Source organism: Bombiscardovia apis, from assembly GCF_033095945.1.
Lineage (GTDB): Bacteria > Actinomycetota > Actinomycetes > Actinomycetales > Bifidobacteriaceae > Bombiscardovia > Bombiscardovia apis.
Genome location: NZ_AP026800.1, coordinates 23,091 through 48,769, shown reverse-complemented (window position 1 = coordinate 48,769; position 25,679 = coordinate 23,091). Strand labels below are relative to the sequence as shown.

The following is a 25,679-nucleotide window of genomic DNA, read 5'->3' as shown; positions in this document are numbered from 1 at the left end:
CATCTTACTTATACTCAAGCTCACTCGTCAGGAGGAAGCGGGAGTGGATCGTAAAGGTAGTGGTCAACCACGGGACCCACAATGCGCCCAACTTGCTCAACCGACATAAGAGCGAGAGGTTGGGCATCGAGCACGTACCGCACAACAAGTAGTCCCAACATTTGCGTGCCGACAAGCATCATTCGCTCTTGGACATGATCCACTCGCAGATTACGAATTTGTGGCGAGACCAATTGCTTACTCACAAATTCCACCATCATTGACCTCATGTGCTCGTCACTGCCGACATCGCGAATCATTGCCAAATAGAGTTGCCCAAGCTCGGACCCCCCTATGAACTCTAGGAATGCACGAACGAAACTCTCTCCGGTGTGCACAGCCGCAGTTGCATCTTCACGCTGTAGCCTATCAAGCAAATGGCTTTCGCCGATAATCTCTGCCACAGTAGTTGCAAATAACTGATCTTTCGAGCCAAAATAGTAGTGCACCAGTTTTGGATCGCAGCCAGCTTCGCGCGCAATTCCTCGCATGGTGACATGGTCAAAACCTTTGTCAGAGAACTCTTTGCGCGCAGCTGCCAAGATATCCGTATACGTCGTGGACGCTTCGCCAGTCTTTGGCCGGCCCCTGCGATGGCCCTTCGTCGCCGTCTCTTGACTTTGAGCAGTCAGACGCAGTTCACCATCGTCCTTCTGAACTTTCGCCGTCATTGAGAATCACCTTTCGTGCGAAATACCGCCATGTTACAGCCTTGCTAAATCCGTCGTATTGCCGTCAGCTTAGCAGATAATCACAATATTCACCACGTGAAGAATATCGTGCTATTCTATTATTCGTCACTCGATGAATAATAGACGAATGCTTGCAGTGAGCTTCGCCGAATCACCCAAGGAGGTGCCTAGTGAAGGCGCTGATAGTCAAGGAATTCCGCGAGCTCTTGCGAGACAAACGCACGCTTGCCATGCTCATAGCCATGCCCGTTTTGCTGCTATTCATTTTTGGATACGCAGCCAACTTCTCTGTGGACCGAGTCAAAGTCGCCGTCATCGGCGAGCAAGCGCAGAGCTACCAAGAGCGCATCGACAAGCTCCAGGCCGTCAAAGAGGGAGTTACCATCGTCAGCACGAACCCTGCGCGATCTGGGCAAAACGATGCCGAACAGATCTTCCGCGACCGCAAGGCCGATGCCGTTATCAGTGTCAAAAGTGACGCAAAATCCAGCGACCAGCTGGCCGATCAAGCCGACATTTATATCGACGGTTCAGGCCTCTTCGCCGCTCAATCCGCCAAGCGAGTTTTCCTGCAAATGAACGCAGAAGACGTGCAGGCCGGCATGAAAGAAACCCGCACCAAAGCTGAAACTGCTCAAAAAACCGCCATGCAAACTCAGCAGCAAAGCATGCAAAACTACCTGAAGCAGATGCAGGAATACCAAGTTCAGGCTCAAGCCGCCGCCCAGCAAGGCCAGCCAGCACCGCCAGCGCCTCAAATGCCGCAGGTTTCACAGCCCCAACGCTCCGGCAATTCCGACCCAACGACTGCCTCTGTCAGCGCCAAAACCGACAACACCAAGGTCCTCTTCAATCCAGAGCTCAAGACCTCATTTATCATGATTCCCGGCCTCATCGGACTCATCATGACCCTCATCGGCACGATGATTACCAGCATCGGCCTCGTCCGCGAGCGCGAGCAGGGCACCCTAGAGCAGCTAGCCGTTATGCCCATCCGCCCCGGCGCGGTCATTATGGGCAAAATTGCACCCTACTTCTTGCTGGCTCTGTTCGACATGGCCGTCATCACTGGCTTAGGCATGTGGGTCTTCGGCCTGCCCTTCAACGGCGATTTCTGGCCCTTCCTCCTGGGCACGGTCATCTTCCTGTTCGTAGTTCTAGGCCTGGGCATTTTTATCTCGACAGTATCACAAAACTCGGGCCAAGCCGTGCAGCTCGCTATGATGCTGGTCATGCCTCAAATGCTCTTAAGTGGCATGATTTTCCCACTGGAATCGATGGCCTCGGTCATCCGTTGGATTGGCTACTTACTACCGCTCACATGGTTTAACGAACTGACTCAGGGGACTATGCTCCGCGGTGCTTCTTGGGGTTCCACTTGGATGCCGCTCCTTATTTTAGCTGCCGAAGCCGTGATTATTTTCAGCGCTTCCACGCTCAAACTGCGCAACCTACTCACTCACGGAGGCGGACGGTGAACGCACAATCGGTAACACTCAAACAAGTCAGCGTCACATACCACGGTTCAACCAGCCCGGCCCTCAACCGCTTTACCGGAAGCCTTGTGCCTGGTGAAGTTACGGCCTTGACCGGCGGCGATGGCGCAGGCAAAACCACCCTGCTCAAACTGCTGGCGGGCCAAGTTCAGCCCAGCGATGGCAGCGTGGAGGGCCTTCCCGGCAAAGAACGCCTCGGATACCAGCCTGCTGATTCTGGCGTGTGGCGCGACATGTCTGTCATAGAAAACATGCGCTTCTCGGCGAGCATTTACCACATGTCTGAGGTATTGGCTCGCCCGCGCATTCAGCAGCTTCTGAACGCTGCGAATCTTGACTATGCCCGAGAGCGCACTGGCCGCAATCTCTCCGGAGGCATGCGTCAGAAGTTGGGCGTCATTATGGCGGCTCTGCACAGACCAGACCTGCTCCTTCTCGACGAGCCCACCACCGGCGTAGACCCCACCAGCCGCGAGGAAATCTGGACGCTCATCTCTGCTGAGGCGGCCGCAGGCAGCGCCGTAGTATTCGCCACTACTTACTTAGACGAGGCCGAGCGCTCTTCCAAGCTGTACCTGATGAACCGCGGAAAGGCGCTGGCCTCTGGCACGGCAGTGCAAGTGCAAGAACAGGCTCCCGGTCAACTCTGGCAGGCGGGCAGCGCTCAGGGCAAAGAGCTCAGCAAGTACTCCCTCTTTGGCACCAGCTTGGAAGAGCGACCGGCTCAGGCCGCTTTCCACAACTGGCGGCGGGCCAATACCGCTTACATTTGGACCAATCCGCAAGACCACCGGCAGCCAGCCGACTTCACCAAGGCCAGCTTCGACTTGGAAAACGCTAGCATCGCCTTCCTGCTCGAAGACGACGAGCGTACATCGCCAAGTCAGCAGAGCGGGCAGCAGCGCAGTCAGCCAGAACCAAACGGCACAAAGTTCGCGGCAAAACTTCCGAATCGCGAACATTCGGCCACTGAGACAGAGAAAATGGCACAAAGTTCGCGGCAGAACGCTCGAATCGCGAACATTCGGCCACTGCCGGGTTCAACAGCCGCTAATCAGAGCCTAGCCGCGCCCGCCGGCACTCCTCTCCTGGAGGCAAGCAGGGTAGTTAAGCGCTTCGGCGACTTTACTGCTTTGCATGGGGTGTCTCTAGACGTGAAACCGGGCGAAATCGTGGGCCTCATTGGCGGCAACGGCGCGGGTAAGACCACGCTGATTCGCATTCTCCTCGGCCTTGAGCAGCCAACGGAGGGTTCGGGCGGGCTCTTCGGCAAGGCTCCCAGTCTGGATTCGCGCAGGCACATCGGCTACGTACCGCAAGGCATGGGCCTCTACCCCGCTATGTCGGCTCAGGAGAACATGAGTTTCGCTGCCAGCATTTACCAAGCACAACCGAGAGGCTGGGTGGCTGACTATGCCAAGCAGTTAGGCAAACTCCCAGTGGGCCAGCAGCCGCTCGGAGCTCAACGCTTACTGGCGTATGCGATTGCAGACGAGCACGAGCCCGAACTGCTTATCCTCGACGAGCCCACTTCTGGCATGGACCCGGTCTCGCGCATGAGACTCTGGCGGGAGCTCCATCGCAAGGCAGACCAAGGCTTGGGCATACTCGTGACCACACATTACATGGCCGAAGCCAGCCAGTGCGACCGCTGCGTCATCATGGCTCGGGGCCAAGTCAAAGCGGAGGGCACTGTGGACCAAATCATCTCCGGGCACACTTCACTCAGTTTGGAAACCGCCAATTGGGAGGAGGCATTCAACCAGCTCAAGAGCGCCGGCCTGACTGTTTCGCTCGACGGCACGACCTTGCGCCTGCCCGACGCCGACCCAAGCCAGGTTCAGCCAGTACTACAAAATGCAGGAATTGAAGCTCAGATGAGCTCCAGCAAGGCTACGCTGGAAGAGATACTGACTTTGGTCAGCGGAGACGATTCCGGGAAGTAAATGTGCCCGAAATCGAGCAATGCGACACTCGGTAGCGCGAATTGGTCGTGATGTTTGTCACCAAATTGTTGTCCAAAGCCCGCTATTTTGCTAGGGTTCACAGCAGATAACTTTTGTTGGACTAGAGCAGAGTATGGGACATGATTAGCAAAGACCTTTTGAAGCTACCGGGTGCCGATTTGCGGCGCTCCATCACTATCGGCGTTCTCCAAGCAGTGGGTGCCCTAGCTGAGATTTTTATGCTACTCCTCGCCATCTTCGGTTTGGGCCAACTCTTCGGCCTCGGAGCCCCTATCTGGATTGCCATTTTCGTAACGGATCCACTCACCGCCATCATCTGGCTCCTGGCCTTAGCAGCGATTAAATGCTTGTGTGTGATGGTCGCCAACCAAACCGCCCTCAAAATCAGCGGCACTATGGGCGAAGCACTCTCCCAAGACCTCTATCTCTCCCTCTTCAACCCCGAGCAAGAGATAGAGCAGGCAGACGAAGCGAGTGAATCTAGCTCCAATCAAAGTATGGCCATGCTCTCCACTGAGGGCATCAAATCGGTCTGCACCTATTTCACCACATACGTGCCCGCCCTAGTGCAAACCCTACTCATGATTGTCGTTGCAGCCCTCGTGCTCATTCCTCTCAATTGGGCTGCTGGCATCATCGTCATCCTCGGCATGATAGCTCTGCCTTTCTCTGCAAACATGCTGCGCTCCAAGGAAATTGCCCAGCAAGTGGCCCACATGAAGAAGTACGACCACGTGGGTGTGCGCTTCGAAGAGGCCCTGCGCGGCTTGAGCACCCTCAAAATCTTCCATGCTGACCAGCGCGAGGCCGAAAAGCTGAGCGAAGATTCGGAAGGCTTCCGCAAGACCACGATGGAGCTACTCGCAGGCCAGTTGCGCAGTCTTATCGGCTCAGATACGGTGATTTACCTAGCCGTCATCCTCGCCACCGTCGTCACCATTCTTATGGGGCGAGCCAACCCCTTGGCGCTCATGACCGCCGTGGCCATTGCCGCAGCAAGCGTGCGCCTCTTTACTCCCGAACGCCAGATGGTCTACTTGACCCACGCCGGCACCGTAGCACTCAAGCACGGCAAGGCCATTATGAAGGCCCGCGCCAACCGCTCTTCTGAGCGCACAGCAGCGAGCGCTCAAGCAGGCACAGACGCCCCGCAGACCTTCTCCCGGTTGACCGATGGAATTCACCTGCAAGACCTCTCCTACACTTACCCCAGCGGCTTCCAGGCTCTAGAATCCATCAATCTTGACCTACCTGCTCAGGGCCGCTTCGGCCTCGTTGGCGCTTCCGGCTCCGGCAAGAGCACGCTAGCTTCCTTACTGGCGGGCCGTTTAACCGGCTACCAAGGCTCGCTCACTATCGACGGTCAAGAAATCTCAACCCTAGGCCAAGAGCAGCTGATTGGCATCGAAACTCTAGTTAAGGGCAGCGACCACATCTTCACCGGCAGCGTGCGCTCCAATTTGGATCCGGCAGGCATCGGCTATTCCGACGACGACCTCATGCAGGCGCTCTATAAGGCTGATTTGCAAGACCTCGTGGCAGACCGCGGCGGCTTGGATAGCCCCATCGAGCAGGCCGGCAGCAACCTTTCCGGCGGCCAGCGGCAGCGGCTCTCGATCGCCCGCGCTATCTTGCGCCACTCTCCGGTCTACATCTTCGACGAAGCTACCAGCGCCGTAGATCGCGACCACGACCAAGCCTTGTCGGCTCTTATGGACGAACTGGGCAAAGAGGCACTCGTCGTTACGATCACCCACCGCTTGGCTGGCGTGCGCAATGCCGATCGTATTGTCATGCTTGACCAAGGCCACATAGTTCAGTCTGGCACTTTTGCTGAGCTTACCGCCCAAGATGGCCCCTTCGCCCAGCAATGGCAGGAGCAAAATCAGCTTGAACTCCTAGCCAGCGCCAACCCGCAAACGTCAGCAGCAACATATTCAAGCCAATCGGCAGCAAGCCAGGCTGAGTCAGAGCCCGAAGCAGAAGCCGCACCAGCAGGCGCTTTCGCCACGATGAAGCGAATGGCCCAGTCTATGCGCCCCCTCATGTCAATCGAGCTTAAGGCCATCGTGTTTGGCACCCTCGGCCACCTGTTCTCCACCTGGTCGATTATGTGCGGCGCAGCGGCCGTTATCGGCTTCTTCACAACTGGCACCTCCCTCAGCCGCTATTGGCAGGCTCTGGCCCTTGCAGCGGTCGTTATGGCCCTCCTACGCGGTCCAATGGCCTACGAAGAGCAGCTCTTCAACCATCAGATGGCCTTCTCTACCTTGCGAAACATCCGCAATACCGTCTTCGACAAGATGCGCACCCTGGCTCCGGCCAAGTTACAAGAGCGCGGCCGCGGCAACCTCGTTACCGTCATCACCAACGACATTGAGTTGCTAGAAATTTTCTACGCTCACACGCTCTCCCCCATCACCATCGCGGCGCTCACAGCAGTCATAAACACTATCGTCTTGGCTTTCCTCAGCCCCCGTTTGGCTCTCGTAGCGCTGATTTGCTATTTGATTATTGGCTTAGTCATTCCACTCCTGTCTGCCAAGCCCACCTTCCGAGTGGCTCTGGCCGAACGCAATGCTCAAGGCTCCCTGCATTCCCTGCTCTTAGAAACCTTGGAAGGCCGCCGCGAGCTCATCGGCCTGGGTGCTTCTGCTCAGACCCGTAGCCGCTTGATTGATGCCACTGACAACATGCTCGACGCTCGCTCAGACACCGAGTTCAACAACGGCTGGAACAACGTCTTCACCCAGACCGCAACCCTGCTGGCCCTCACCGCTTTTGCGGCGGCAAGCTGGATTGTGGCTCTCGAAGGTCAGATTGCATTCCCGGCCCTGATTGTGGCCTTCGTGGGCTTTGCCTCTTCCTTCGCTCCGCTGGTATCGGTGGCCCGCCTCGGCTCCGGCCTCCAGCCCACTTTGGCTGCGGCCCGCAGAGTCTTCTCTCTGATGGACGAAAAGCCAGCAGTGCAGGAGCTTGAAGAAGGCACTCAGGTCAGCGAGTTCACTGGCATCAGCGCCCGCGATCTCTCCTTCGCTTACACCACAGCCGAAGGCTCCAGCAAGCCCATTCTCGACCAAGTGAGCTTCGACATCACCCCCGGCACAGTCGTGGGCGTTCAAGGCGACAACGGTGCCGGTAAGTCTACTCTTATTGACTTACTCATGCGTTTCCGCGAGCGCTCAGGCGGTCAACTCACCTTCTCCGGCGAGCCCATCGACAGCATTCGCACAGCCGATTTGCGCAACCTAGAAACGCTAGTAAGCCAAGACACCTTCATCTTCAGCGAGTCTCTGGCCAGCAATATCGCCGTCGCGAAGCCCGATGCCAGCCTTGAAGAGATTGCACAGGTAGTTGAACAGGCGCGCTTGGGCGACGTTATTGCCCAGCTCGATGGTGGCTTAGACCATGTGCTCACTGCCAACGGCGCCGAACTTTCGGAAGGCCAAAAGCAGCGTGTAGCTGTGGCCCGCGCTTTCCTCAGTGAAGCTCCCTTCCTGGCCCTAGACGAGCCCACCAGCAACATGGATGCCCTATTAGAGGGTCAAATCATCGACGCGCTCGTCTCCAACCAGGCAAGCAAGACCTATCTGATTGTCTCCCATCGCCCGGCAGTTCTGGCCCACGCCCAGCAGCTCCTCACCCTCAGCGAGGGCAAGCTGGCACCGGCCCAACAGTAGCAGCAGTAGTAGTAGCCAAAACAAAAATAAGAGCCGCCCCGCTGATCAACGCAGGGTGGCTTTTGTTATAACTCTTGGCGCACAACCCGCAGCTCGCTAGGAATGCCGCCCACTCAGGCAACTACTGCAAGGCCTGCTCTATCGGCGTATCTCCATGAATAATGCGATACACACGCCCCACGCTAGCCGGCTCGTCCAAACTGGCGGCAAGCATCTCGGCCACATCCTCAATCGCAATAGGCCCGGCCTGCTCAGGGTCGGTTGCCACGCTGCCCCGCCCGGCAGTCTCAACCAAAGCGCCCGGCTCCACAATCGTGTAATCCAATCCTGAATGCATAAGATGATCGTCGGCAAAATACTTGGCAGGATAATAGTCCGGCAGCTGGTCGATTACCTTCTTCACCCCAGGCTCATCCCAACGCTCCAAATCCGCAGCGTAGAGCGCCCCCAGCAGCACATACCGCTTAATTCCTGCCCCTTGAGCCGCTTCCATCGTCTTAATCGCGCCCAGAGCGTCAACGTGTATCACATCGGCACCGCGCGAGCCGGCAGTAAAAACAACCGCCTGTGCCTGAGCCTGCAAGAAAGTGGCAGTCATGGCGTTCAAATCGCCAGTCATATCAAAGCCTTCCGCTTCAACCTGCCCGCTAGTTTTCACCTGGTCGAAGTGGCGTGCACAAGCCACTACTGTGTGGCCCCGCTTGGTCAGCTGCTCAATCGTAGCTTTTCCCACACGCCCACTGGCACCCACTACAATAACCCGCATATCCGCTCCTTAAGTTAGGGCCACTATTGCTTCAATTATCCTCCCTAAGCCCCTGCGAGCGCCGCTTTGCGCCCTACGTATAAGCCCGCATGCCGCGGCTGCTCTCATACGCTAGTGGGGTCACCCATGCTGTATGGATGCCCCCACTAGTGGTGCGAGATTGAGATGTGAACCCTTACGGAAGCCGGCTCACGAACTGGCGCAAAGCCCGGCTGGCGAGCGCCTCATCGGCTCCCTCAAGCTCGAAATGCAGGTCGTCTGAGCAGCAGGCGCCAAGGTTCATCAAGTCAATAATGCGCTTGGCGTTCGCCCTCTTACTGCCCTTACCTCCCTTACCGCCCTTGCTTACGCTCACAAACACTGCTGAGCGATAGTGAAGGGCCTGCTCAGCCAGCAGCGCGGCCGGCCGAGCGTGCAGACCTCCCGGGTTCTTAAGCGTCACGGTAAAAGTACAAGTCACTGTTGCTGTCCTTTCCTCCGCGCGCTTTTATGCAAGCTGCCCAAGCGAGCTCATCGGCCGTTGTCGAACTTGAAACCGGTGCACTCTTCGTATTCGCTGACCATCTGCTGCCAAGAGCTTTCGATGTTGTCAGTCAAGCCGAAGAGACCAGAACGCCCGATGACGTACACGTCGGGGTTGGAGTCGGCAATCATCTTCCAGTGAGCCTTGTTGGTCGAACCATCCATCTCGATTTCGTAGCCGTAGCCCTTTTCTTCGCGCAGCTGGCGCAGTTGGGTAATCTTATCCAAGCAGCCGGCGAGGAAGCGCTGGCCCGCAAAACCGGGGTCAACGGTCATGACCGTAATCTTGTCGAGCAGGTCGATGTAGGGCAGGAGGGTGTCAACCGGAGTCTCGGGGTTAATCACCATGCCAGCTTTCAGGCCAGCGTCGTGAATCTGGTCAATGAGCCTGAAGGCTACACCGTTCGAGACCTCAGCGGGCATGCAAATCATCTCGCACTTCACGTCGATGAGCTGCTGCACCCAGAAAGGCGCGTCAGTGACCATCAGATGGGCTGACATGGGCAGGTCCGATATCTTACGCGTCTGCTCGATAAACCATGGCGAGAGGCTGATATTGGGCACAAAATGCCCGTCCATAATGTCGATGTGGTACAGGTTTACCTTGTTGTTCAAAAAGCTAATCTGCTCCTTGAACTGGTCCAAGTCCATCGTCATCAGAGAGGGAGCCAACTGAATAGTACGCGTTGTTTCTTGCATAAGTCTTTCTTAATCTTTCTCTACTATCTAGTGCATAAAGTCTGGCCCCGGAACATGAACCGGGGCCAGTAGGGCTTACATCACCTGAATGTCGTCCAAGTTGAGGTCATCCTCTTCCTTGACGTTGGCTTCGTCTGCCAGAGTTGCGTCAAGAGGCACATTCTTCTTGATGATGGCGTAGACCACACCAGTTACGAAGACGTTGCCTGCGATGGCCAGCAAGCCGACCCACCACTTGGCACCCATCGTGGGGAGCATGAGGAAGCCGCCGAAGGGCACGGTTGCACCCTTGCCGTCGGAAAGCGTCATCAAGATAGCGCCTTCAACAGCGCCACCCATACCGGCAGCTACTACACCGCGGACGATGTCGTTCATCACGATCGGGATGGAGCCCTCAACGATGTTGACCACGCCCATAGGCACGGCAGACTTCAGAGTCTCTACCTCATCGCGGGTGTAGATGTTCTTGCGCAGGAGCTTGGCCACCAAGTAAGCGAAGCCGAAACCGATGGGGGTAGCGGTGTTGGTCAGCTGGAGGGCAGTGACCGGGCCGTTAATGCCCTGAGCCTGCAAGGTGAGCGCAAACGCGAAGGCCGTCTTGTTGATAGGACCGCCGAAATCGACGATACTCAAGACACCCAGCACGAGGCCGAAGATGAGGTTGGAAGCGCCGTTCATCGAGGTCAGCACGTTGGTCAGCCAGGTGGTGAACCAGGCCACGGGCGTACCGATGATGTAGACCATAATCAGGCCGCTGGCCAGCGAAGCTAGGAAGGGCACGATGAGCGTGGGCATCAGTCCCTTAGCCCAAGAAGGCACCTTCACATACTTCAAAACGGCGAAAGCGAGCCAGCCTGCAATGTAGCCGCCCAAGATGCCGCCGATGAAGCCAGCGGAAATAGCGACGGATGCCAAGCCGGTTACGAAGCCGGGAGCAATGCCGGGCTTACCAGCAATCGAGAAGGCGATACCGGTCGAGATAATCACAGGGAGCAGGCCCAGAGCTTTGCCACCCAAGGTTGCCATTGCCTGGAAGAAGTCGAATTCTCCCATGACCAGAGCATCCTGCGCTTTGCCGCCAAAAGCCATACCGATAGCGATGATGAAGCCAGCGCCGCACACGATAGGAATCATGTAGGAGATGGCTGTGAGCAAGTGGCCCTTAAAGTTGGCCTTTTTCCAAAAGTTGTTCATTGGGGGGACTTCCTTGTCTAGTTAATGGACTACTTCCCAGCAATCTCATGCAGCTTGGCAATGAGCTTGTTGGGAGACTTAATTGCGGTGTCGGTAGAGACCTTTACTACTTTCTTGCCTTCGAAGCGCTCTTCGTTGGCAATTTTGATGTCAACAGCTAAAATCACAATGTCAGCGGCGGCAATGTCTTCTTGGCTCAACTCGTTTTCGATGCCAATCGTGCCCTGGGTTTCGACCTTGATGTCGTCTCCCGCAGCTTTGGCAGCGTCTTCCAACTTCTGCTGGGCCAAATATGTGTGTGCAATTCCAATAGTGCACGCACTCACGCCTACAATCTTCATACTGTTCTCCTTCTTATGCCGCTTTCGCGCTTTACTTGTTCAGGGCCTCGACCACGTCGTCCACGGTCTGGGCTTTCAACAGGGCTTGTGTCACATCATCTTTTGCGAGCTTGCGGGCAAACTGCGAAAGTAGCTTGAGGTGCTGCTGGGAGCCTTCATCGTCAGCGCCCACAGCGAAGAGGGCCACCACTTTGGCTCCGGTGTCGTCGAGCGACTCCCAGGGGATTTCGTGGTCGAGAATGGCGATGGCGATGGCATTGCGCTTCACAGTGTCGGAACGTCCGTGGGGAATGGCTACGTGCCCCCCAATGCCGGTGGCTCCCTGTGCTTCGCGCTCGTGAATGGCATCGATAAACTCGCTGACTGAGTCGACGTTCCCCTGCTGGTGCAAAAGCTCAGCCAGCTTAGCGAAGACCTCTTCTTTGGTCTCCACTTGCAGGCCCGTTACGATGGCCTTGCGGTCGATGGCTTCACTGAGTGATTCAGTTTCCACTGTCATTCCCTTTCCATATCTATGATTTGGCGTACATCTTCGCGCTGACCGCTGCCGAGTGCGCTCGACACCCTGCTGTCAGCAAGTTTTCGATACCATTGGCGCAGCGCTGCCACATCTGCGAGCGCGGGCTGGGTAGGCAAAAGTGTCACAATAAAGCGCTCGATAGCCTCAGCGCCCTCCCAACCGCCTATGGACTGGGTTAGTTTGATCATGATGACGGCGCTGTGCAACACGGTGTCGCTTTGCAAGTGGGGGTTGGCTAGTTGATCGCTGACGAGCGTGCTGCCAATGTTTTCGCGCTCTTGCAGCAATTCCGGCACTTCATGCGCATCGGCCACCAGCCCTTGCTTTTGGGAGTAAGCGGCAATCCAAGCGAAAAGATCTGCTTTGCTTCGTATGTGGGCAGCCGACTCAGGCTCCCAAACTATGAGCCATTTCATCGGTTGGCCCCCTGCCTGCGCAGCTGGTCTACCTTACGTTCTAGCCGCTCTTGGTCTTCAATCGTGAGCATGGCGGAGACCACGAGGGTAGGTACAGTAATGCTTTCTGGTAGGCCTACGGTAGAGACCACCAATTCCACTTCCGGGTGTAGGGAGAGCGTGCCCTGCAAGTCGCGAGTGGCCACGGTTTCCACGATGTGGAGCCCAGAGAAACGCTTTTCAATCTTGGCTTGGAGGAGCTGGGCAGTGCCTAAGCCCGTCGTACAGACCAGCAGAATGTCTACCGGAATGCGCATATTTTCTACCGCTTGCGCGAAGTAAACGGTGATGAAACCTACTTCGGCATCGTCAATAGGGTTGAGATCGAAGCGCTCCACGGACTGCTCGCTGGCACTTTTCACCGCTTCAAAGAGGTCTGGGTATTCTAAGCGGATTTGCTCTAAGAGGTTGTTGTTAACCTTGATGTTGTTTTGTAGGCGGTTGAGCAGGGGCTTCATGTGTTGGGAAAGACTGGCGAACAGCGCTTGCTGGTCGATACCCTCATAATGCGGGTCTGCTGTGACCCTGTCGATGAGGTAATGGGTGAGGTCTCCCACCATTTGCGGCATTTGCGCAGTGTCTGGCTCGGGCTGACGGTCGTCGATACGTGAGGACGTTAAGTACTGGTAAAGGTAGTAGATCTCTACTTCGGGCAGTTTAGCGTTGAGGTAGGCGTTAAGATTGTCAATTACACTTTTGCACACGTTCGCAATCTTGCTGTGCTCGTCCAAGGCTTTGCGCATCTCGGGCGTGCTCTCGCCGTCCATCAAGCTGCCCACCACCCGGTAGCGTTCAATCATAATGTAGAGGTGGGTAAAAATGTTAACCCGATAGGGGTAAGGAATTTCGGCGTGGATCAGCTGCTCAATCAAGTCCAGCTGGTGGTTCACTAACGCCGCGTCACGCTGCTGCACTCGGTGGTTAGGCTGAATGAATCGCCCGGAGTCTTCGCCCGCATCGTAAGAAAAGAGACCGGTAATCGCCTTGCGAATGTTGGCTTCGCTGCCTTCGACCCACACGTAGCCGGAGGTGCGCTCTAGGGAGAGCTGGAACTTGTCAAGCAGCATGCGCAGGGAGCGCAAGTCTGTGGCCATTGCGGAGTCGCTAATGCAGTATTTGCCCCACAGGTCTTCGAGCCGGTAACGGTGAGGGGCTGTCATGAGCAGATGTTTGATGATTTCGTCGCGTCGCTCCACCGAAGTGAGCCGACTTACGTCAATGTCGCCCTGCTTGTGTCCACGGTTATAGCGCAGATAGCGGTCTACGTTGAGCTGGTAGCCGCGGCCGCGCATGGATTCGACCACTGGTTCCCGATACTGGGTATTGACCTGTTTTACAAGACGAGAGATTGTTTTGGTTGAGACCTTAAGGGCATCAGACAACTCGGATCCGCGCACATAATCGCGCCGGTTGAGCAAATACTCAACCAAAGATCGCTTCATGTCGGTCATCATCGTCCAGCCTCCTTACTTATTCCAGATTACCGAGAGAACGGCGGAAATACGGGCTTCCTCGTACATAATCAGTTCCTTAGCTAACGGACATTCTTCCCACTGTGAGCGAATCTCCATACCCCTTGAAAAGCTCCTGTGGCCCACTTAGTACACGCGCAAGGTGTATGGTCTGCACACAAGCTCAACCAAAGCGATCTGCTTTCATCGCAGTCATCTATGGTGAGAGTATGCAATACGAATTAAGGACTTATACTTTATCCGATGAAGCCAGCGCTGAGACCTATTTCCGTGTCCATTGGGAGCGTCATATAGGAAGCCTGTCCAAGTACGGCATTGGCGTCGACCATGTCTTCCTCAACAAGGCGAACCACCAAGTCATCGCTATCTGCACATATCCCGATGGCTCTGACATTCAAGCAGCAGACGAAGCATATATGCATAGCCCGGAATTCCACTCAGACATGGAGGGTTTCCCGATGGATTCCATTGTGAGCGTCGAACCCTGTATCGTAGAGTCCGCTGATTTCCTTAAATAGCAATAAAAAAAAGCCCCGCCGAGTTCTGCCCGGCGGGGCTTTTCAATATCAAGATTCAAAAACGATACTCCATAACGATTTCCTCGCCATCCTTCTCACCATTGGGCACAAAACCAGCTTTGCGGTACACATGCTCAGCGCGGTCATTCCCAGGCATATAGGAAATCTTCAGCTGCTCGATGGCCTCGTCAGCAGTAGCCTCGTCTATCAGAATGCGTAAGGCTTGGCTCCCATACCCTTTATTGGCAAATTCCTCGGGTATGAGGATTCTCCATATATCGCGCACTGGCTTGTCTGCTGAATCATGCGTCATCACAAAACCAACGAGTTTGTCGTCATCATACATAGCCCGAGGATTGCTGGTGCCCTCATTCCGGTACAGCCAAGCTTCTGCGATAGACAAGGCATTATCCGGTACGTACCCTTCCCCCTCCGGCCGCTTCAGCTCCAGCACAGGGAAGAAGTTATCCTTAGTAATCGCTTCCAAACGCACCATTGCAGTCCCTTTCGCCGTTTCACCGACCCAACCAGTATTCATCCAAACACTATCAGAACGCTTCCATCACAGCAAAGTAAGAACAATAAACAGCTCAGGTAATTACATACTCAGCTTCCGCCTACCTGCGTCAGCATTAGGTGTTGTGGTGTGTACGCATACGGAAGGCTTGTGTGTTGGGTTGTGTGAGTGGGTATTAGCTCGTGTCTGTGCTCACAAGTAGACAGTGGTAAAACATACACACACCAGAAGGCCTTACCAAACATGACGCAGTAACGAGGCATACACACACCAAAGAAAGCCGACTAAGTAAAACGCTCACAATGACTCAAAAGAATCAACACCAAAGTCCCACTCACCCTCACCTCAATACGGATAACACACCACACCTAAGACCATTCAAAGCAGCCCACAAGCCCGCACACACGCCCACACTCATGAACCTACATATCGGACCTACACTACTTACACTCACACCACTACAAACAGTTCATCTACAACTCACATACCCAAACACACTCATATATGTGGAGAGGTCCTACCAAACGTGTTGTCTGATAGGACCTCTCCTTAACGTGTGATGCGGCGGTGTGCTACTCTCCCACACCCTTCCGAGTGCAGTACCATTGCCGTGCTGGGCCTTAGCTTCCGGGTTCGGAATGGAACCGGGCGTTTCCCCCAGGCTATGACCACCGCAAATCTTTAATTATAACCAATAACCACTGGCCACTGGGTGCTGGTAAGAGAACCGGCTAGTAGACGCAAAGTATGACAACTTTTCACTATTTCATGACTGCCCGCAGAACGACCTTGATACTCATATCAACCAGTATCATCTGATAGAAATAATGCTCTTACTGAACCACACCCAAACAAGAGCGTGGGATTGTGATTACCCTCAGCCATTAGTGCCGGTCAGCTTCACCCCTTACAGAGCTTCCACATCCGGTCTATCAACCACGTGTTCTACATGGGGCCTCACACACGTCAAAGCGTGTACGGAATCCTTATCTTGGAGGGGGCTTCCCGCTTAGATGCTTTCAGCGGTTATCCCATCCGAACGTAGCTAACCGGCCGTGCCACTGGCGTGACAACCGGCATACCAGAGGTTCGTCCACCCAGGTCCTCTCGTACTATGGGCAGGTCTCCTCAAGATTCCAACGAGCGCAGAGGATAGAGACCAAACTGTCTCACGACGTTCTGAACCCAGCTCGCGTGCCGCTTTAATCGGCGAACAGCCGAACCCTTGGGACCTGCTCCAGCCCCAGGATGCGACGAGCCGACATCGAGGTGCCAAACCATCCCGTCGATATGGACTCTTGGGAATGATCAGCCTGTTATCCCCGGGGTACCTTTTATCCGTTGAGCGATGCCGCGTCCGTACGCCGGCACCGGATCACTATCTCCGACTTTCGTCCCTGCTCGAGCCGTCACTCTCACAGTCAAGCTCCCTTATACGATTACACTCGTAACCCGATTGCCAACCGGGCTGAGGGAACCATTGAGCGCCTCCGTTACTCTTTAGGAGGCAACCGCCCCAGTTAAACTACCCGCCAGGCACTGTCCCTGACTAGGATAACTAGTCGAGGTTAGAAGCCAGACAACAACAGAACGGTATTTCACATTGCAACTCCACACAAGCTAGCGCCCATGCTTCACAGTCTCCCGTCTATCCTACACAGTCGTTGCCTAACACCAATACCAAGGTATAGTAAAGGTCCCGGGGTCTTTTCGTCCTTCTGCGCTTAACGAGCATCTTTACTCGTACTGCAATTTCGCCGAGTTCCTGGTCGAGACAGTGGGGAAGTCGTTACGCCATTCGTGCAGGTCGGAACTTACCCGACAAGGAATTTCGCTACCTTAGGATGGTTATAGTTACCACCGCCGTTTACCGGGGCTTAAATTCACCGCTTCACACCCGAAGATGTTAACGGATCCTCTTAACCTTCCGGCACCGGGCAGGCGTCAGTGCATATACAGCGGCTTACGCCTTCGCATGCACCTGTGTTTTTGGTAAACAGTCGCTACCCCCTGGCTTGTGCCACCCCCAAAAGCTCCACATGCAAGATGCTTCACCCCCAAGGGTCTCCCTTATGCCGAAGGCACGGGAGCAATTTGCCGAGTTCCTTGACCAGGATTAACTCGATCGCTTTAGTATACTCTACTTGACCACCTGTGTCGGTTTAGGGTACGGGCGGTATACACACTCACGTTGAAGGTTTTCTCGACAACAAGACACACCGGATATCGCAACATTACGCTGCCCATCATCACGCCTCACGTACAAGCCAGACGGATTTACCTATCTGACACGCCACACGCTTAACCACGGATAACCACCACCGCAGTCCGGCTCTCTCATTGTGTCACTCCCACGCTGCCATCCCCACATCCACCAAGAACCACAACAATAAACAACAATCCGAAAACCATTGCCACCATCATGAAGACTCAGCTTCCATAGTTCAAGCTTGACGCATGCATGCCGGTACGAGAATATCAACTCGTTCATCCATTCGACTACGCCTGTCGGCCTCGCCTTAGGACCCGACTCACCCAGGGACGACGAACGTTGCCCTGGAACCCTTAGTCATTCAGCGGACGGGATTCTAACCCGCCTTTCGCTACTCATGTCTGCATTCTCACTTCCACACAGTCCACAACAGGTTTACACCGCTGCTTCACCCCGTGCAGAACGCTCTCCTACCCAACAACCAAACGGCTGTTGCCGCGTCTTCGGTGGTGTGCTTAAGCCCCGCTACATTGTCGGCGCGGAGCCACTAGACCAGTGAGCTGTTACGCACTCTTTCAAGGATGGCTGCTTCTGAGCCAACCTCCTGGCTGTCTATGCGACTCCACATCCTTTCCCACTTAGCACACACTTAGGGACCTTAAACGACGATCTGGGCTGTCTCCCTTTCGACGACGGAGCTTATCCCCCGCCGACTCACTGCCACGATACACTTCACAGGTATTCGGAGTTCAGCTGCCCTCGGTACCCCACAAGGGCCCTCAGGCATCTGGTAGCTCTACCCCCTGGAAACAATTAACATGACGCTGCACCAAAATGCATTTCGGAGAGAACCAGCTATCACGGAATTTGATTGGCCTTTCACCCCTAACCCCAAGTCATCCCCTCAGTTTTCAACCTAAGTGGGTTCGGTCCTCCACGCGGCCTTACCCGCGCTTCAACCTGCTCAGGGCTAGATCATCCCGCTTCGGGTCCAGAACACGCAACTCAAACGCCATATTTCAGACTCGCTTTCGCTACGACTCCCCCACACGGGTTAGTCTCGCCACGCATCACTGACTCGCAGACTCATTTTTCGATAGGCACGCCATCACCCCCAAAAGAGGCTCTGACGGATTGTAAGCACACGGTTTCAGAAACTATTTCACTCCCCTCCCGGGGTACTTTTCACCTTTCCCTCACGGTACTCGTTCACTATCGGTCAAACAGGCATATTCAGGCTTACCCAACGGTCTGGGCAGATTCACACGAGATTCCACGAGTCCCGCGCTACTCGGGAATAACTATCAGTAGACCATATGCAACCAACTACGGGGCCATCACCCTCTCCGGCCAGGTATTCAATCCTGTTCATCTCACACACGGTTTTATCACTACTGCTAGAAGCGTCGGCCCCTAGACAAGTCATCCCACAACACCAACATCGCAACCCCCGACGGGTATCACACAACACTGGTTTAGCCATCCTCCGCTTTCGCTCGCCACTACTCACGGAATATCTTTTCCTGCAGGTACTGAGATGTTTCACTTCCCTGCGTACCCCCCGCACAACGGCGGTACCAGCCCATAACAGCTGGTGGGTTTCCCCATTCGGACATCCTCGGATCAAAGCTCTGTCGGCAGCTCCCCGAGGCTTAACGCAGCCCCACACGTCCTTCATCGGTCCTGTCTGCCAAGGCATCCACCATGCGCCCTTACCAGTAACCACAACACCAATCACCAATAACAACACACAACCTATCAGACTACAATCAACACAACAATCAAGATCACTACAAGCAATCAACCAGACTCCATTAAACAGAGCCCGGCGAAAAAAATCATACAACAAACAAACAATAAATGTTCGCTTGCTCGCGTCCACTATCCAGTTCTCAAACCACCACCACACCACAACCAACCACAACACCAAACAGTGAAACAGTCAATCATGAGCAGAAACCCGACCACCAAAACAGCAGTCCGGGAACCCAACAGCATGCCCATACCACACAGCTTCTTATCTTTCCGCATCAGTACACCCACACCCAACCACCAAACAGTGACCGTTGTGAGCACGACCCCAACCAAACAGGAAGAGGAATTTAAAATCTCCGTAGAAAGGAGGTGATCCAGCCGCACCTTCCGGTACGGCTACCTTGTTACGACTTAGTCCCAATCACGAGTCTCACCTTAGACGGCTCCCCCCAGAAAACTGGTTAGGCCACCGGCTTCGGGTGCTACCCACTTTCATGACTTGACGGGCGGTGTGTACAAGGCCCGGGAACGCATTCACCGCGGCGTTGCTGATCCGCGATTACTAGCGACTCCGCCTTCATGGAGCCGAGTTGCAGGCTCCAATCCGAACTGAGACCGGTTTTAAGAGATCCGCTTCATATCACTATGTCGCATCTCGCTGTACCGGCCATTGTAGCATGCGTGAAGCCCTGGACGTAAGGGGCATGATGATCTGACGTCATCCCCACCTTCCTCCGGGTTAACCCCGGCGGTCTCTCGTGAGTTCCCGGCATAACCCGCTGGCAACACGAGACAAGGGTTGCGCTCGTTGCGGGACTTAACCCAACATCTCACGACACGAGCTGACGACGACCATGCACCACCTGTGAACCTGCCCCGAAGGGAAACCACATCTCTGCAGCAATCAGGAACATGTCAAGCCCAGGTAAGGTTCTTCGCGTTGCATCGAATTAATCCGCATGCTCCGCCGCTTGTGCGGGCCCCCGTCAATTTCTTTGAGTTTTAACCTTGCGGCCGTACTCCCCAGGCGGGATGCTTAACGCGTTAGCTCCGACACAGAACCCGCGGAACGGGCCCCACATCCAGCATCCACCGTTTACGGCGTGGACTACCAGGGTATCTAATCCTGTTCGCTCCCCACGCTTTCGCTCCTCAGCGTCAGTAACAGCCCAGAGACCTGCCTTCGCCATTGGTGTTCTTCCCGATATCTACACATTCCACCGTTACACCGGGAATTCCAGTCTCCCCTACTGCACTCTAGCCTGCCCGTACCCGGCGCCAATCCACCGTTAAGCAGTGGACTTTCACACCAGACGCGACAAACCGCCTACGAGCTCTTTACGCCCAATAAATCCGGATAACGCTTGCGCCCTACGTATTACCGCGGCTGCTGGCACGTAGTTAGCCGGCGCTTATTCAACAAGTACACTCACTCTCGCTTGCTCCTTGCTAAAAGCGGTTTACAACCCGAAGGCCGTCATCCCGCACGCGGCGTCGCTGCATCAGGCTTTCGCCCATTGTGCAATATTCCCCACTGCTGCCTCCCGTAGGAGTCTGGGCCGTATCTCAGTCCCAATGTGGCCGGTCACCCTCTCAGGCCGGCTACCCGTCGAAGCCTTGGTAGGCCATCACCCCACCAACAAGCTGATAGGACGCGACCCCATCTCATACCAGTAAACCCTTTCCCAACTCTCCATGCGAAAAGTTGGAACATTCGGCATTACCACCCGTTTCCAGGAGCTATTCCAAAGTATGAGGCAGGTTAGTCACGCATTACTCACCCGTTCGCCACTCTCACCAAACAGCAAGCTGCTTGGATCCCGTTCGACTTGCATGTGTTAAGCACGCCGCCAGCGTTCATCCTGAGCCAGAATCAAACCCTCCACAAAAAAATGTAAAAGGCCAATCTAATGACTCTTCTATAAAACTGACAAGAACCAACCCCCAAAAAGGAGATTGGCCCCACAAATAAACCCGACACCAATTAAACACTCTCATGTACCTACAAACGTAGGCCAGCGTCAGACTGACAATAAAAAACTATAAAAAGTAGTACAAACACACTATTGAGTTCTCAAACCACAGTCACACACCCAGCTAGGAAGCTATCTCGAAGATTTCTCACTGCTGAGCGGCAGCAAGAGATAAACTTACACGAAATCGAAGTCAGATGCAAGTAGCCCTCCAGAAACCCTTGTAAAATATAGGATTAGCGGCGTGTCATACTTTCCCTACTCTGCTCTGTTTAGCCCGCACAGCACTGTGAATCACACCCAAAAAACTTAACAACCGGCGTGTTTAGCCTATTTTTCGCGACACAGCTTCTCCACTACTTGAGCAAAACGACTAGGCTCCTCCCACTGCGGGCAATGAGCCGAGTGTTCAAACCACACTAAATCATGTTGACTGCTCAAACCCTGGGCATACTGCTCCACTAAGTAACTCGGTAAGTGACGGTCGAAACGGCCTTCCACAAAAGCGACGGGCACGTCAAAAGAACGAACCGACGAAAAATCAACTGCATCCAACTCTTCATCTAAACGAGCGTGCGACTGACTCGACCCTAAAAGCAGGCCTTTTATCCCCCGCCACCCGTAATCCGATGACTGTAAGAAAGTCGAACTTCTGGCAACATCTCGACACAGCCCCTTCGCTATGCCTACCTCTCCCAGTTCGCCAACATACAAGAGCACATCGGCCAACGCACTTTCTGAACCCAAAAGCTTGCCTAACCGCGACGGCATTAAACCGGATGCCGAATGGGAACGTGCCCTATGACTAGCATTCATGTCGATAACTTGCCCGACACCGATGAAACGCCGAATAAGTTCAGGATACTGGCGAGCTATCTCTAGCCCCAAAACACTGCCCCAAGAATGACCCAATACAGTAATAGGAACTCGTGGGTAGGCTTTTCGCAAGCGTTGAATGAAAGTCACCACATCGCTCAGCATAAGAGCTATGGTGATATCTTCGCCAGCCCGGAAAGGGTAATAAGACAAGCCGCAGCCACGCTGATCAACATTAATAAAACGGAACCGCTGCTCAAGAGCCGCATTGTAGCGCTGCGTTAAAGGAATACTCGCGCTACCCGGTCCCCCATGCAGGTATAAGAGAATAGGAGCCCGCTGCGGAGCCGGATTCATGGAGAACACTAAGCGGGTGCCATTGATAGAAGTACTGTACAGAACAGAACGAGACGGAGGCAGAGGACGACCAAACTCGTCGTGCGCCGCAAACGGTTTATAGGTAACGCGCATAGCAACCTCCTTGATGCCTCTCAGAAAACAAACTAGCACACTTAGCACAAGGGAATCGGCATTTGTGCCAGTCAGCGAAGCTCCTCCGCGACATACAAAATATGACGACATGCAAAAACAACAAATTAGGAAATAAAAACAACAGGTTATGAATTCAACTAGAAAAAGTAGAGACGGATGCGTTGTAATGAATCTTGACATAAAGGTGTGTCGGCGTCGCTAAAGGCCGTTACGCCTCGCTCGGGAGACAGGTCGGTTGCGACTTTCAACCTGGGTGGTGCGCTTCGAGGAACGAAGCATACACTTGTAGCTTTAGCGCAGAAAAGAAAGCACAACACCGAACATGCTCGACATCAATATGAGCGATGTATTTGCTGTTTTGAAGTCGCTGATACCAGAATTTGTGGCCATCGGCGTTCTACTCATCTTGGCAATCATCGCCACCATCGCGGTAAACAAACGTACCGTAAAGCAAGTAGCTAACCGCAAACTTATCCATTCCGAATCATGGATCGTGGCCTTAACGGGAACAGTCGTGGCAGTATCTCTTATGCTTACTGGCCCCATGGCAACCATTATGGACAACACCAGTGTCGAAAAGCGTAAGCTAAGCGACACTACCGTGGCTGCCGCAAACACGCTCGCAGAAGAGACCCAGAATGAGGCAATTACCCTTCTGAAAAACGAGGATTCGGCGCTGCCGTTGAGCGCAAAGAAGATCAACGTCTTTGGTTGGAGCTCCACTAATCCAGTTTACGGTGGATCGGGTTCGGGCTCAATTTCCGATCAGTACCCGACCGTTTCTTTGCTGGAAGGTATGAAAAAGGCTGGGCTACAGACCAACAGTGAGCTCAGCTCCCTTTATACCAAATATAACGACAAGCGCCCTAAGAACGGGATGTTCGAGGTTGACTGGTCCCTGCCCGAATTGCCAGTGGAACAGTACCCCTCCAAGGCCGTTACAGATGCTAAGAACTTCTCAGACCAAGCTATCGTCGTCATCGCCCGTGTAGGTGGCGAAGGTTCTGATTTGCCAACAAACATGAAGGCAAAGAATGTGACCTACACAGACAACTCCAAGCAATACCCGGACTTCAAAGAAGGTGAGCATTACTTACAGCTAAGCCAAAGCGAGCGCAATATGCTCGATATGGTTACCAAAGACTTCTCTAAAGTCACGCTGGTATACAACGGAGCCAACACTTTCCAATTTGATTTCCTCCAAACCTATCCTCAGATTAAGTCTGTGGTATGGTGCCCGCCGGCCGGTCAGAACGGTTTCACCTCTCTAGGTCGGGTGCTGACAGGTAAACTCAATCCATCTGGCAAGACCTCTGATACCTTCATTAAAGACCTCAAGCAATCCCCCACTTGGAACAATTTTGGCGACTTTGCTTACGACAACGTCACAGAGTTCAAGATTAAGAGCGAATACTCAGGGCTTGATGTGGAACCTCACTTCGTGAATTATTCTGAAGGCATCTATGTTGGGTACCGTTTTTATGAGACAGCAGCCAAAGAGGGCATCATCAACTACGATGACATGGTTCTTTACCCCTTCGGTTACGGTCTGTCGTACACAAAATTCGAGCAAAAAATGGGACCTCTTATCCACAAGGATTCCAAGATTTCCTTTGATGTAAGCGTGACCAACACAGGCTCCAAGGCCGGCAAGGATGTTGTTGAAAGCTACTACAGCGCTCCCTATACTGACGGCGGCATCGAAAAAGCCTCTACCAACCTCGTGGCTTTCGAAAAGACCAAGTTGCTGCAGCCCGGTGAATCACAAACCATCACGGTTTCCTTCAACGAATCCGACATGGCATCGTACGACGAGCACAATGCTAAGTCTTACGTCTTGGAAGAAGGCGACTATACCATCTCCATCCAGTCTGACTCTCATCATGCTCTCGACAGCAAAAATGTAACCATAGACAAGAGCATTACATACGATGGAAAAGGTTCTGACAAGCTGCGCACAGGTGACAAAAAGGCCGCAACGAATCTCTTCGATAGCGTTCGCGGAGACAACGTGACATACCTGTCCCGCGCCGGTCACTTCGCCAACTATGCCAAGGCCACTGCGGCTCCGGCAAGTATGTCAATGAGCGACTCGGTAAAGGCTCGCTTTGTAAACAACGGCAACTACGATCCCAAGAAGTTTGACAAGGCCTCGGATAAGATGCCCACCACCGGAGCCAAAAACGGTGTAACGCTCTCTGATCTCTACGGCAAGTCTTACGACGATCCTTTGTGGGACGAACTCCTTGACCAGCTGTCCGTGAAAGATATGGACAACCTCATCGCCAACGGTGGTTTTGGAACTTCGCCCGTCAAATCTATTGGTAAGCCCAAGCTTATTGACGCTGACGGACCAGCTGCATTGAACAACAATTTCACCAAAATTGGTTCTATCGGCTTCCCCTCCTCCACCGCATTGGCTTGCACTTGGAACACAGAGCTAGCTCGCCGTTTCGGTGACATGATTGGGCAAATGGCGCACGACATGGGCATCACTGGCTGGTACGCTCCAGCCATGAACATGCACCGTTCAGCCTTCGGCGGCCGCAATTTTGAGTACTTCTCGGAAGATGGCCTTCTTGCTGGCACTATGGCTTCTAACGAAGTTGGTGGTGCGCAAAAGCACGGTGTCTACGCTTACATGAAGCATTTAGCACTCAACGATCAAGAGACCAACCGTACCAATATGCTCTGCACTTGGGCCGACGAGCAGGCTATGCGTGAGATATTCCTAAGGCCTTTCGAGATGAGTGTCAAAGACGGTGGAGCTACCGGCGCTATGAGCGGTTTCAACTATTTGGGATCTCTCTACTGCGGCGCTAACAGCGATCTTCTCAAGAAGCTTCTACGCAACGAGTGGGGATTCCGTGGAACAGTAGTCACTGATTACTTCGGCAACTATGATCTCTTCCAGAATGCTGACCAAGAAATTCGTAACGGCAACGACCTGATGTTGGCAACCTTGAACGTGACCAACCATGTTTCCGATCAGTCAGCAACCTCGGTTAAGGCAATGCGTGAAGCCTGCCACAATATCTTGTATACAACTGGCAACAGCTGGATGTATGCTGACGGCAGTCCCAAGGTAAAAATCCCTGCATGGCGTATGGCCATGTATGCCGTATGGGCACTCACTGTCGTGCTAGTCATTTGGACTGAATTGGTAGCGCTCAAGCGGTTCAAAGCCCGGCGTAAAGCTGCTGATTTATCTGTTTTGGAACAGGTAGCCGACAACCCTATCGAGGTTGAACTAACAAGCCAGCCTAATCAAGAGAGCGACAACGAAAAATAACCGCATCATAGGGCGATTTAGAAAACATCAGAAAAGCTAACGCTTCGTCCCAGCCCTATCAGCACAGCGGGTGACACCACTTAGTGAGTGTCACCCGCTGTGTTATATGCGATCATCATACGGATTATGCAGACGAAATGACAATTTATGCACAGTGACCCAATCAAGCTTCAACGACCACGGATAATGGAGAGGAGATAATAGTGCAGACCAGCTCGTCATATATATGATGGGCTACGGCCACACTATGGAAGCGATGAG

General features: G+C 54.0%; 16 protein-coding genes and 3 rRNA genes. 5 read left to right on the top strand and 14 right to left on the bottom strand.

The window, feature by feature from the left end:
* Positions 1 to 20: 20 nt before the first annotated feature.
* On the bottom strand, positions 21 to 710 hold the full coding sequence (locus R8377_RS00175) for a TetR/AcrR family transcriptional regulator (RefSeq protein WP_317642957.1): 690 nt from the start codon (positions 708 to 710) through the stop codon (positions 21 to 23).
* 191 nt (positions 711 to 901) lie between these two features.
* On the opposite strand from R8377_RS00175, the gene R8377_RS00170 reads away from it, so the two are divergent.
* The 3 genes from R8377_RS00170 (at position 902) to R8377_RS00160 (ending at position 7,874) form a co-directional block, all read left to right on the top strand.
* Positions 902 to 2,209 (top strand): ABC transporter permease, encoded by a 1,308-nt coding sequence (locus R8377_RS00170; protein ID WP_317642956.1) that lies wholly within the window; start codon positions 902 to 904, stop codon positions 2,207 to 2,209.
* Positions 2,206 to 4,173 (top strand): ATP-binding cassette domain-containing protein, encoded by a 1,968-nt coding sequence (locus R8377_RS00165; protein WP_317642955.1) that lies wholly within the window; start codon positions 2,206 to 2,208, stop codon positions 4,171 to 4,173. Before R8377_RS00170 ends, R8377_RS00165 begins: the two co-directional genes overlap by 4 nt.
* Positions 4,174 to 4,313: 140 nt before the next feature.
* Entirely contained in the window at positions 4,314 to 7,874 is a 3,561-nt protein-coding gene (locus R8377_RS00160; RefSeq protein WP_317642954.1) for a thiol reductant ABC exporter subunit CydD/CydC, read from the top strand.
* Between the two features lie 121 nt (positions 7,875 to 7,995).
* Here the strand turns inward: R8377_RS00160 and R8377_RS00155 are convergent, their stop codons facing one another.
* The 8 genes from R8377_RS00155 to R8377_RS00120 form a co-directional block, all read right to left on the bottom strand.
* Positions 7,996 to 8,640, bottom strand: a complete 645-nt coding sequence (locus R8377_RS00155) for an NAD(P)H-binding protein (RefSeq protein ID WP_317642953.1) — start codon at positions 8,638 to 8,640, stop codon at positions 7,996 to 7,998.
* A gap of 175 nt (positions 8,641 to 8,815) precedes the next feature.
* Positions 8,816 to 9,100 carry an HPr family phosphocarrier protein gene (locus R8377_RS00150; RefSeq protein WP_317642952.1) on the bottom strand — a complete coding sequence of 95 codons (285 nt, stop codon included), beginning with the start codon at positions 9,098 to 9,100 and terminating at the stop codon, positions 8,816 to 8,818.
* 50 nt (positions 9,101 to 9,150) lie between these two features.
* On the bottom strand, positions 9,151 to 9,861 hold the full coding sequence (alsE, locus tag R8377_RS00145) for a D-allulose 6-phosphate 3-epimerase (protein ID WP_317642951.1): 711 nt from the start codon (positions 9,859 to 9,861) through the stop codon (positions 9,151 to 9,153).
* 75 nt (positions 9,862 to 9,936) lie between these two features.
* Positions 9,937 to 11,055 carry a PTS fructose transporter subunit IIC gene (locus tag R8377_RS00140; protein WP_317642950.1) on the bottom strand — a complete coding sequence of 373 codons (1,119 nt, stop codon included), beginning with the start codon at positions 11,053 to 11,055 and terminating at the stop codon, positions 9,937 to 9,939.
* A 29-nt stretch (positions 11,056 to 11,084) separates the two neighbouring features.
* The gene (locus tag R8377_RS00135; protein WP_317642949.1) at positions 11,085 to 11,396 is read right to left on the bottom strand and encodes a PTS fructose transporter subunit IIB; all 312 of its coding nucleotides are present in this window, start codon (positions 11,394 to 11,396) and stop codon (positions 11,085 to 11,087) included.
* Positions 11,397 to 11,427: 31 nt separating this feature from the next.
* Positions 11,428 to 11,895 (bottom strand): PTS sugar transporter subunit IIA, encoded by a 468-nt coding sequence (locus tag R8377_RS00130; RefSeq protein ID WP_317642948.1) that lies wholly within the window; start codon positions 11,893 to 11,895, stop codon positions 11,428 to 11,430.
* Entirely contained in the window at positions 11,892 to 12,332 is a 441-nt protein-coding gene (locus R8377_RS00125) for a PTS sugar transporter subunit IIA (RefSeq protein WP_317642947.1), read from the bottom strand. The genes R8377_RS00130 and R8377_RS00125 overlap by 4 nt, the downstream gene beginning before the upstream one ends.
* Positions 12,329 to 13,825, bottom strand: coding sequence for a BglG family transcription antiterminator (locus tag R8377_RS00120; protein WP_317642946.1), 1,497 nt, complete (start codon positions 13,823 to 13,825; stop codon positions 12,329 to 12,331). Before R8377_RS00120 ends, R8377_RS00125 begins: the two co-directional genes overlap by 4 nt.
* Positions 13,826 to 13,989: 164 nt before the next feature.
* On the opposite strand from R8377_RS00120, the gene R8377_RS00115 reads away from it, so the two are divergent.
* On the top strand, positions 13,990 to 14,361 hold the full coding sequence (locus R8377_RS00115; protein ID WP_317642945.1) for an NIPSNAP family protein: 372 nt from the start codon (positions 13,990 to 13,992) through the stop codon (positions 14,359 to 14,361).
* A 55-nt stretch (positions 14,362 to 14,416) separates the two neighbouring features.
* Here the strand turns inward: R8377_RS00115 and R8377_RS00110 are convergent, their stop codons facing one another.
* From R8377_RS00110 to R8377_RS00090, 5 genes are all read right to left on the bottom strand, one after another.
* Positions 14,417 to 14,857 carry a GNAT family N-acetyltransferase gene (locus R8377_RS00110; protein ID WP_317642944.1) on the bottom strand — a complete coding sequence of 147 codons (441 nt, stop codon included), beginning with the start codon at positions 14,855 to 14,857 and terminating at the stop codon, positions 14,417 to 14,419.
* Positions 14,858 to 15,437: 580 nt separating this feature from the next.
* Positions 15,438 to 15,554: ribosomal RNA gene (gene rrf / locus R8377_RS00105) — 5S ribosomal RNA — on the bottom strand.
* A gap of 189 nt (positions 15,555 to 15,743) precedes the next feature.
* Positions 15,744 to 18,816 (bottom strand): 23S ribosomal RNA (locus tag R8377_RS00100).
* Positions 18,817 to 19,207: 391 nt separating this feature from the next.
* Positions 19,208 to 20,734 (bottom strand): 16S ribosomal RNA (locus tag R8377_RS00095).
* Together the 16S, 23S and 5S rRNA genes form the textbook arrangement of a ribosomal RNA operon.
* A gap of 414 nt (positions 20,735 to 21,148) precedes the next feature.
* Positions 21,149 to 22,105, bottom strand: a complete 957-nt coding sequence (locus tag R8377_RS00090) for an alpha/beta fold hydrolase (protein WP_317642943.1) — start codon at positions 22,103 to 22,105, stop codon at positions 21,149 to 21,151.
* 343 nt (positions 22,106 to 22,448) lie between these two features.
* On the opposite strand from R8377_RS00090, the gene R8377_RS00085 reads away from it, so the two are divergent.
* Positions 22,449 to 25,418, top strand: a complete 2,970-nt coding sequence (locus tag R8377_RS00085; protein WP_317642942.1) for a glycoside hydrolase family 3 protein — start codon at positions 22,449 to 22,451, stop codon at positions 25,416 to 25,418.
* Positions 25,419 to 25,679 lie beyond the last annotated feature (261 nt).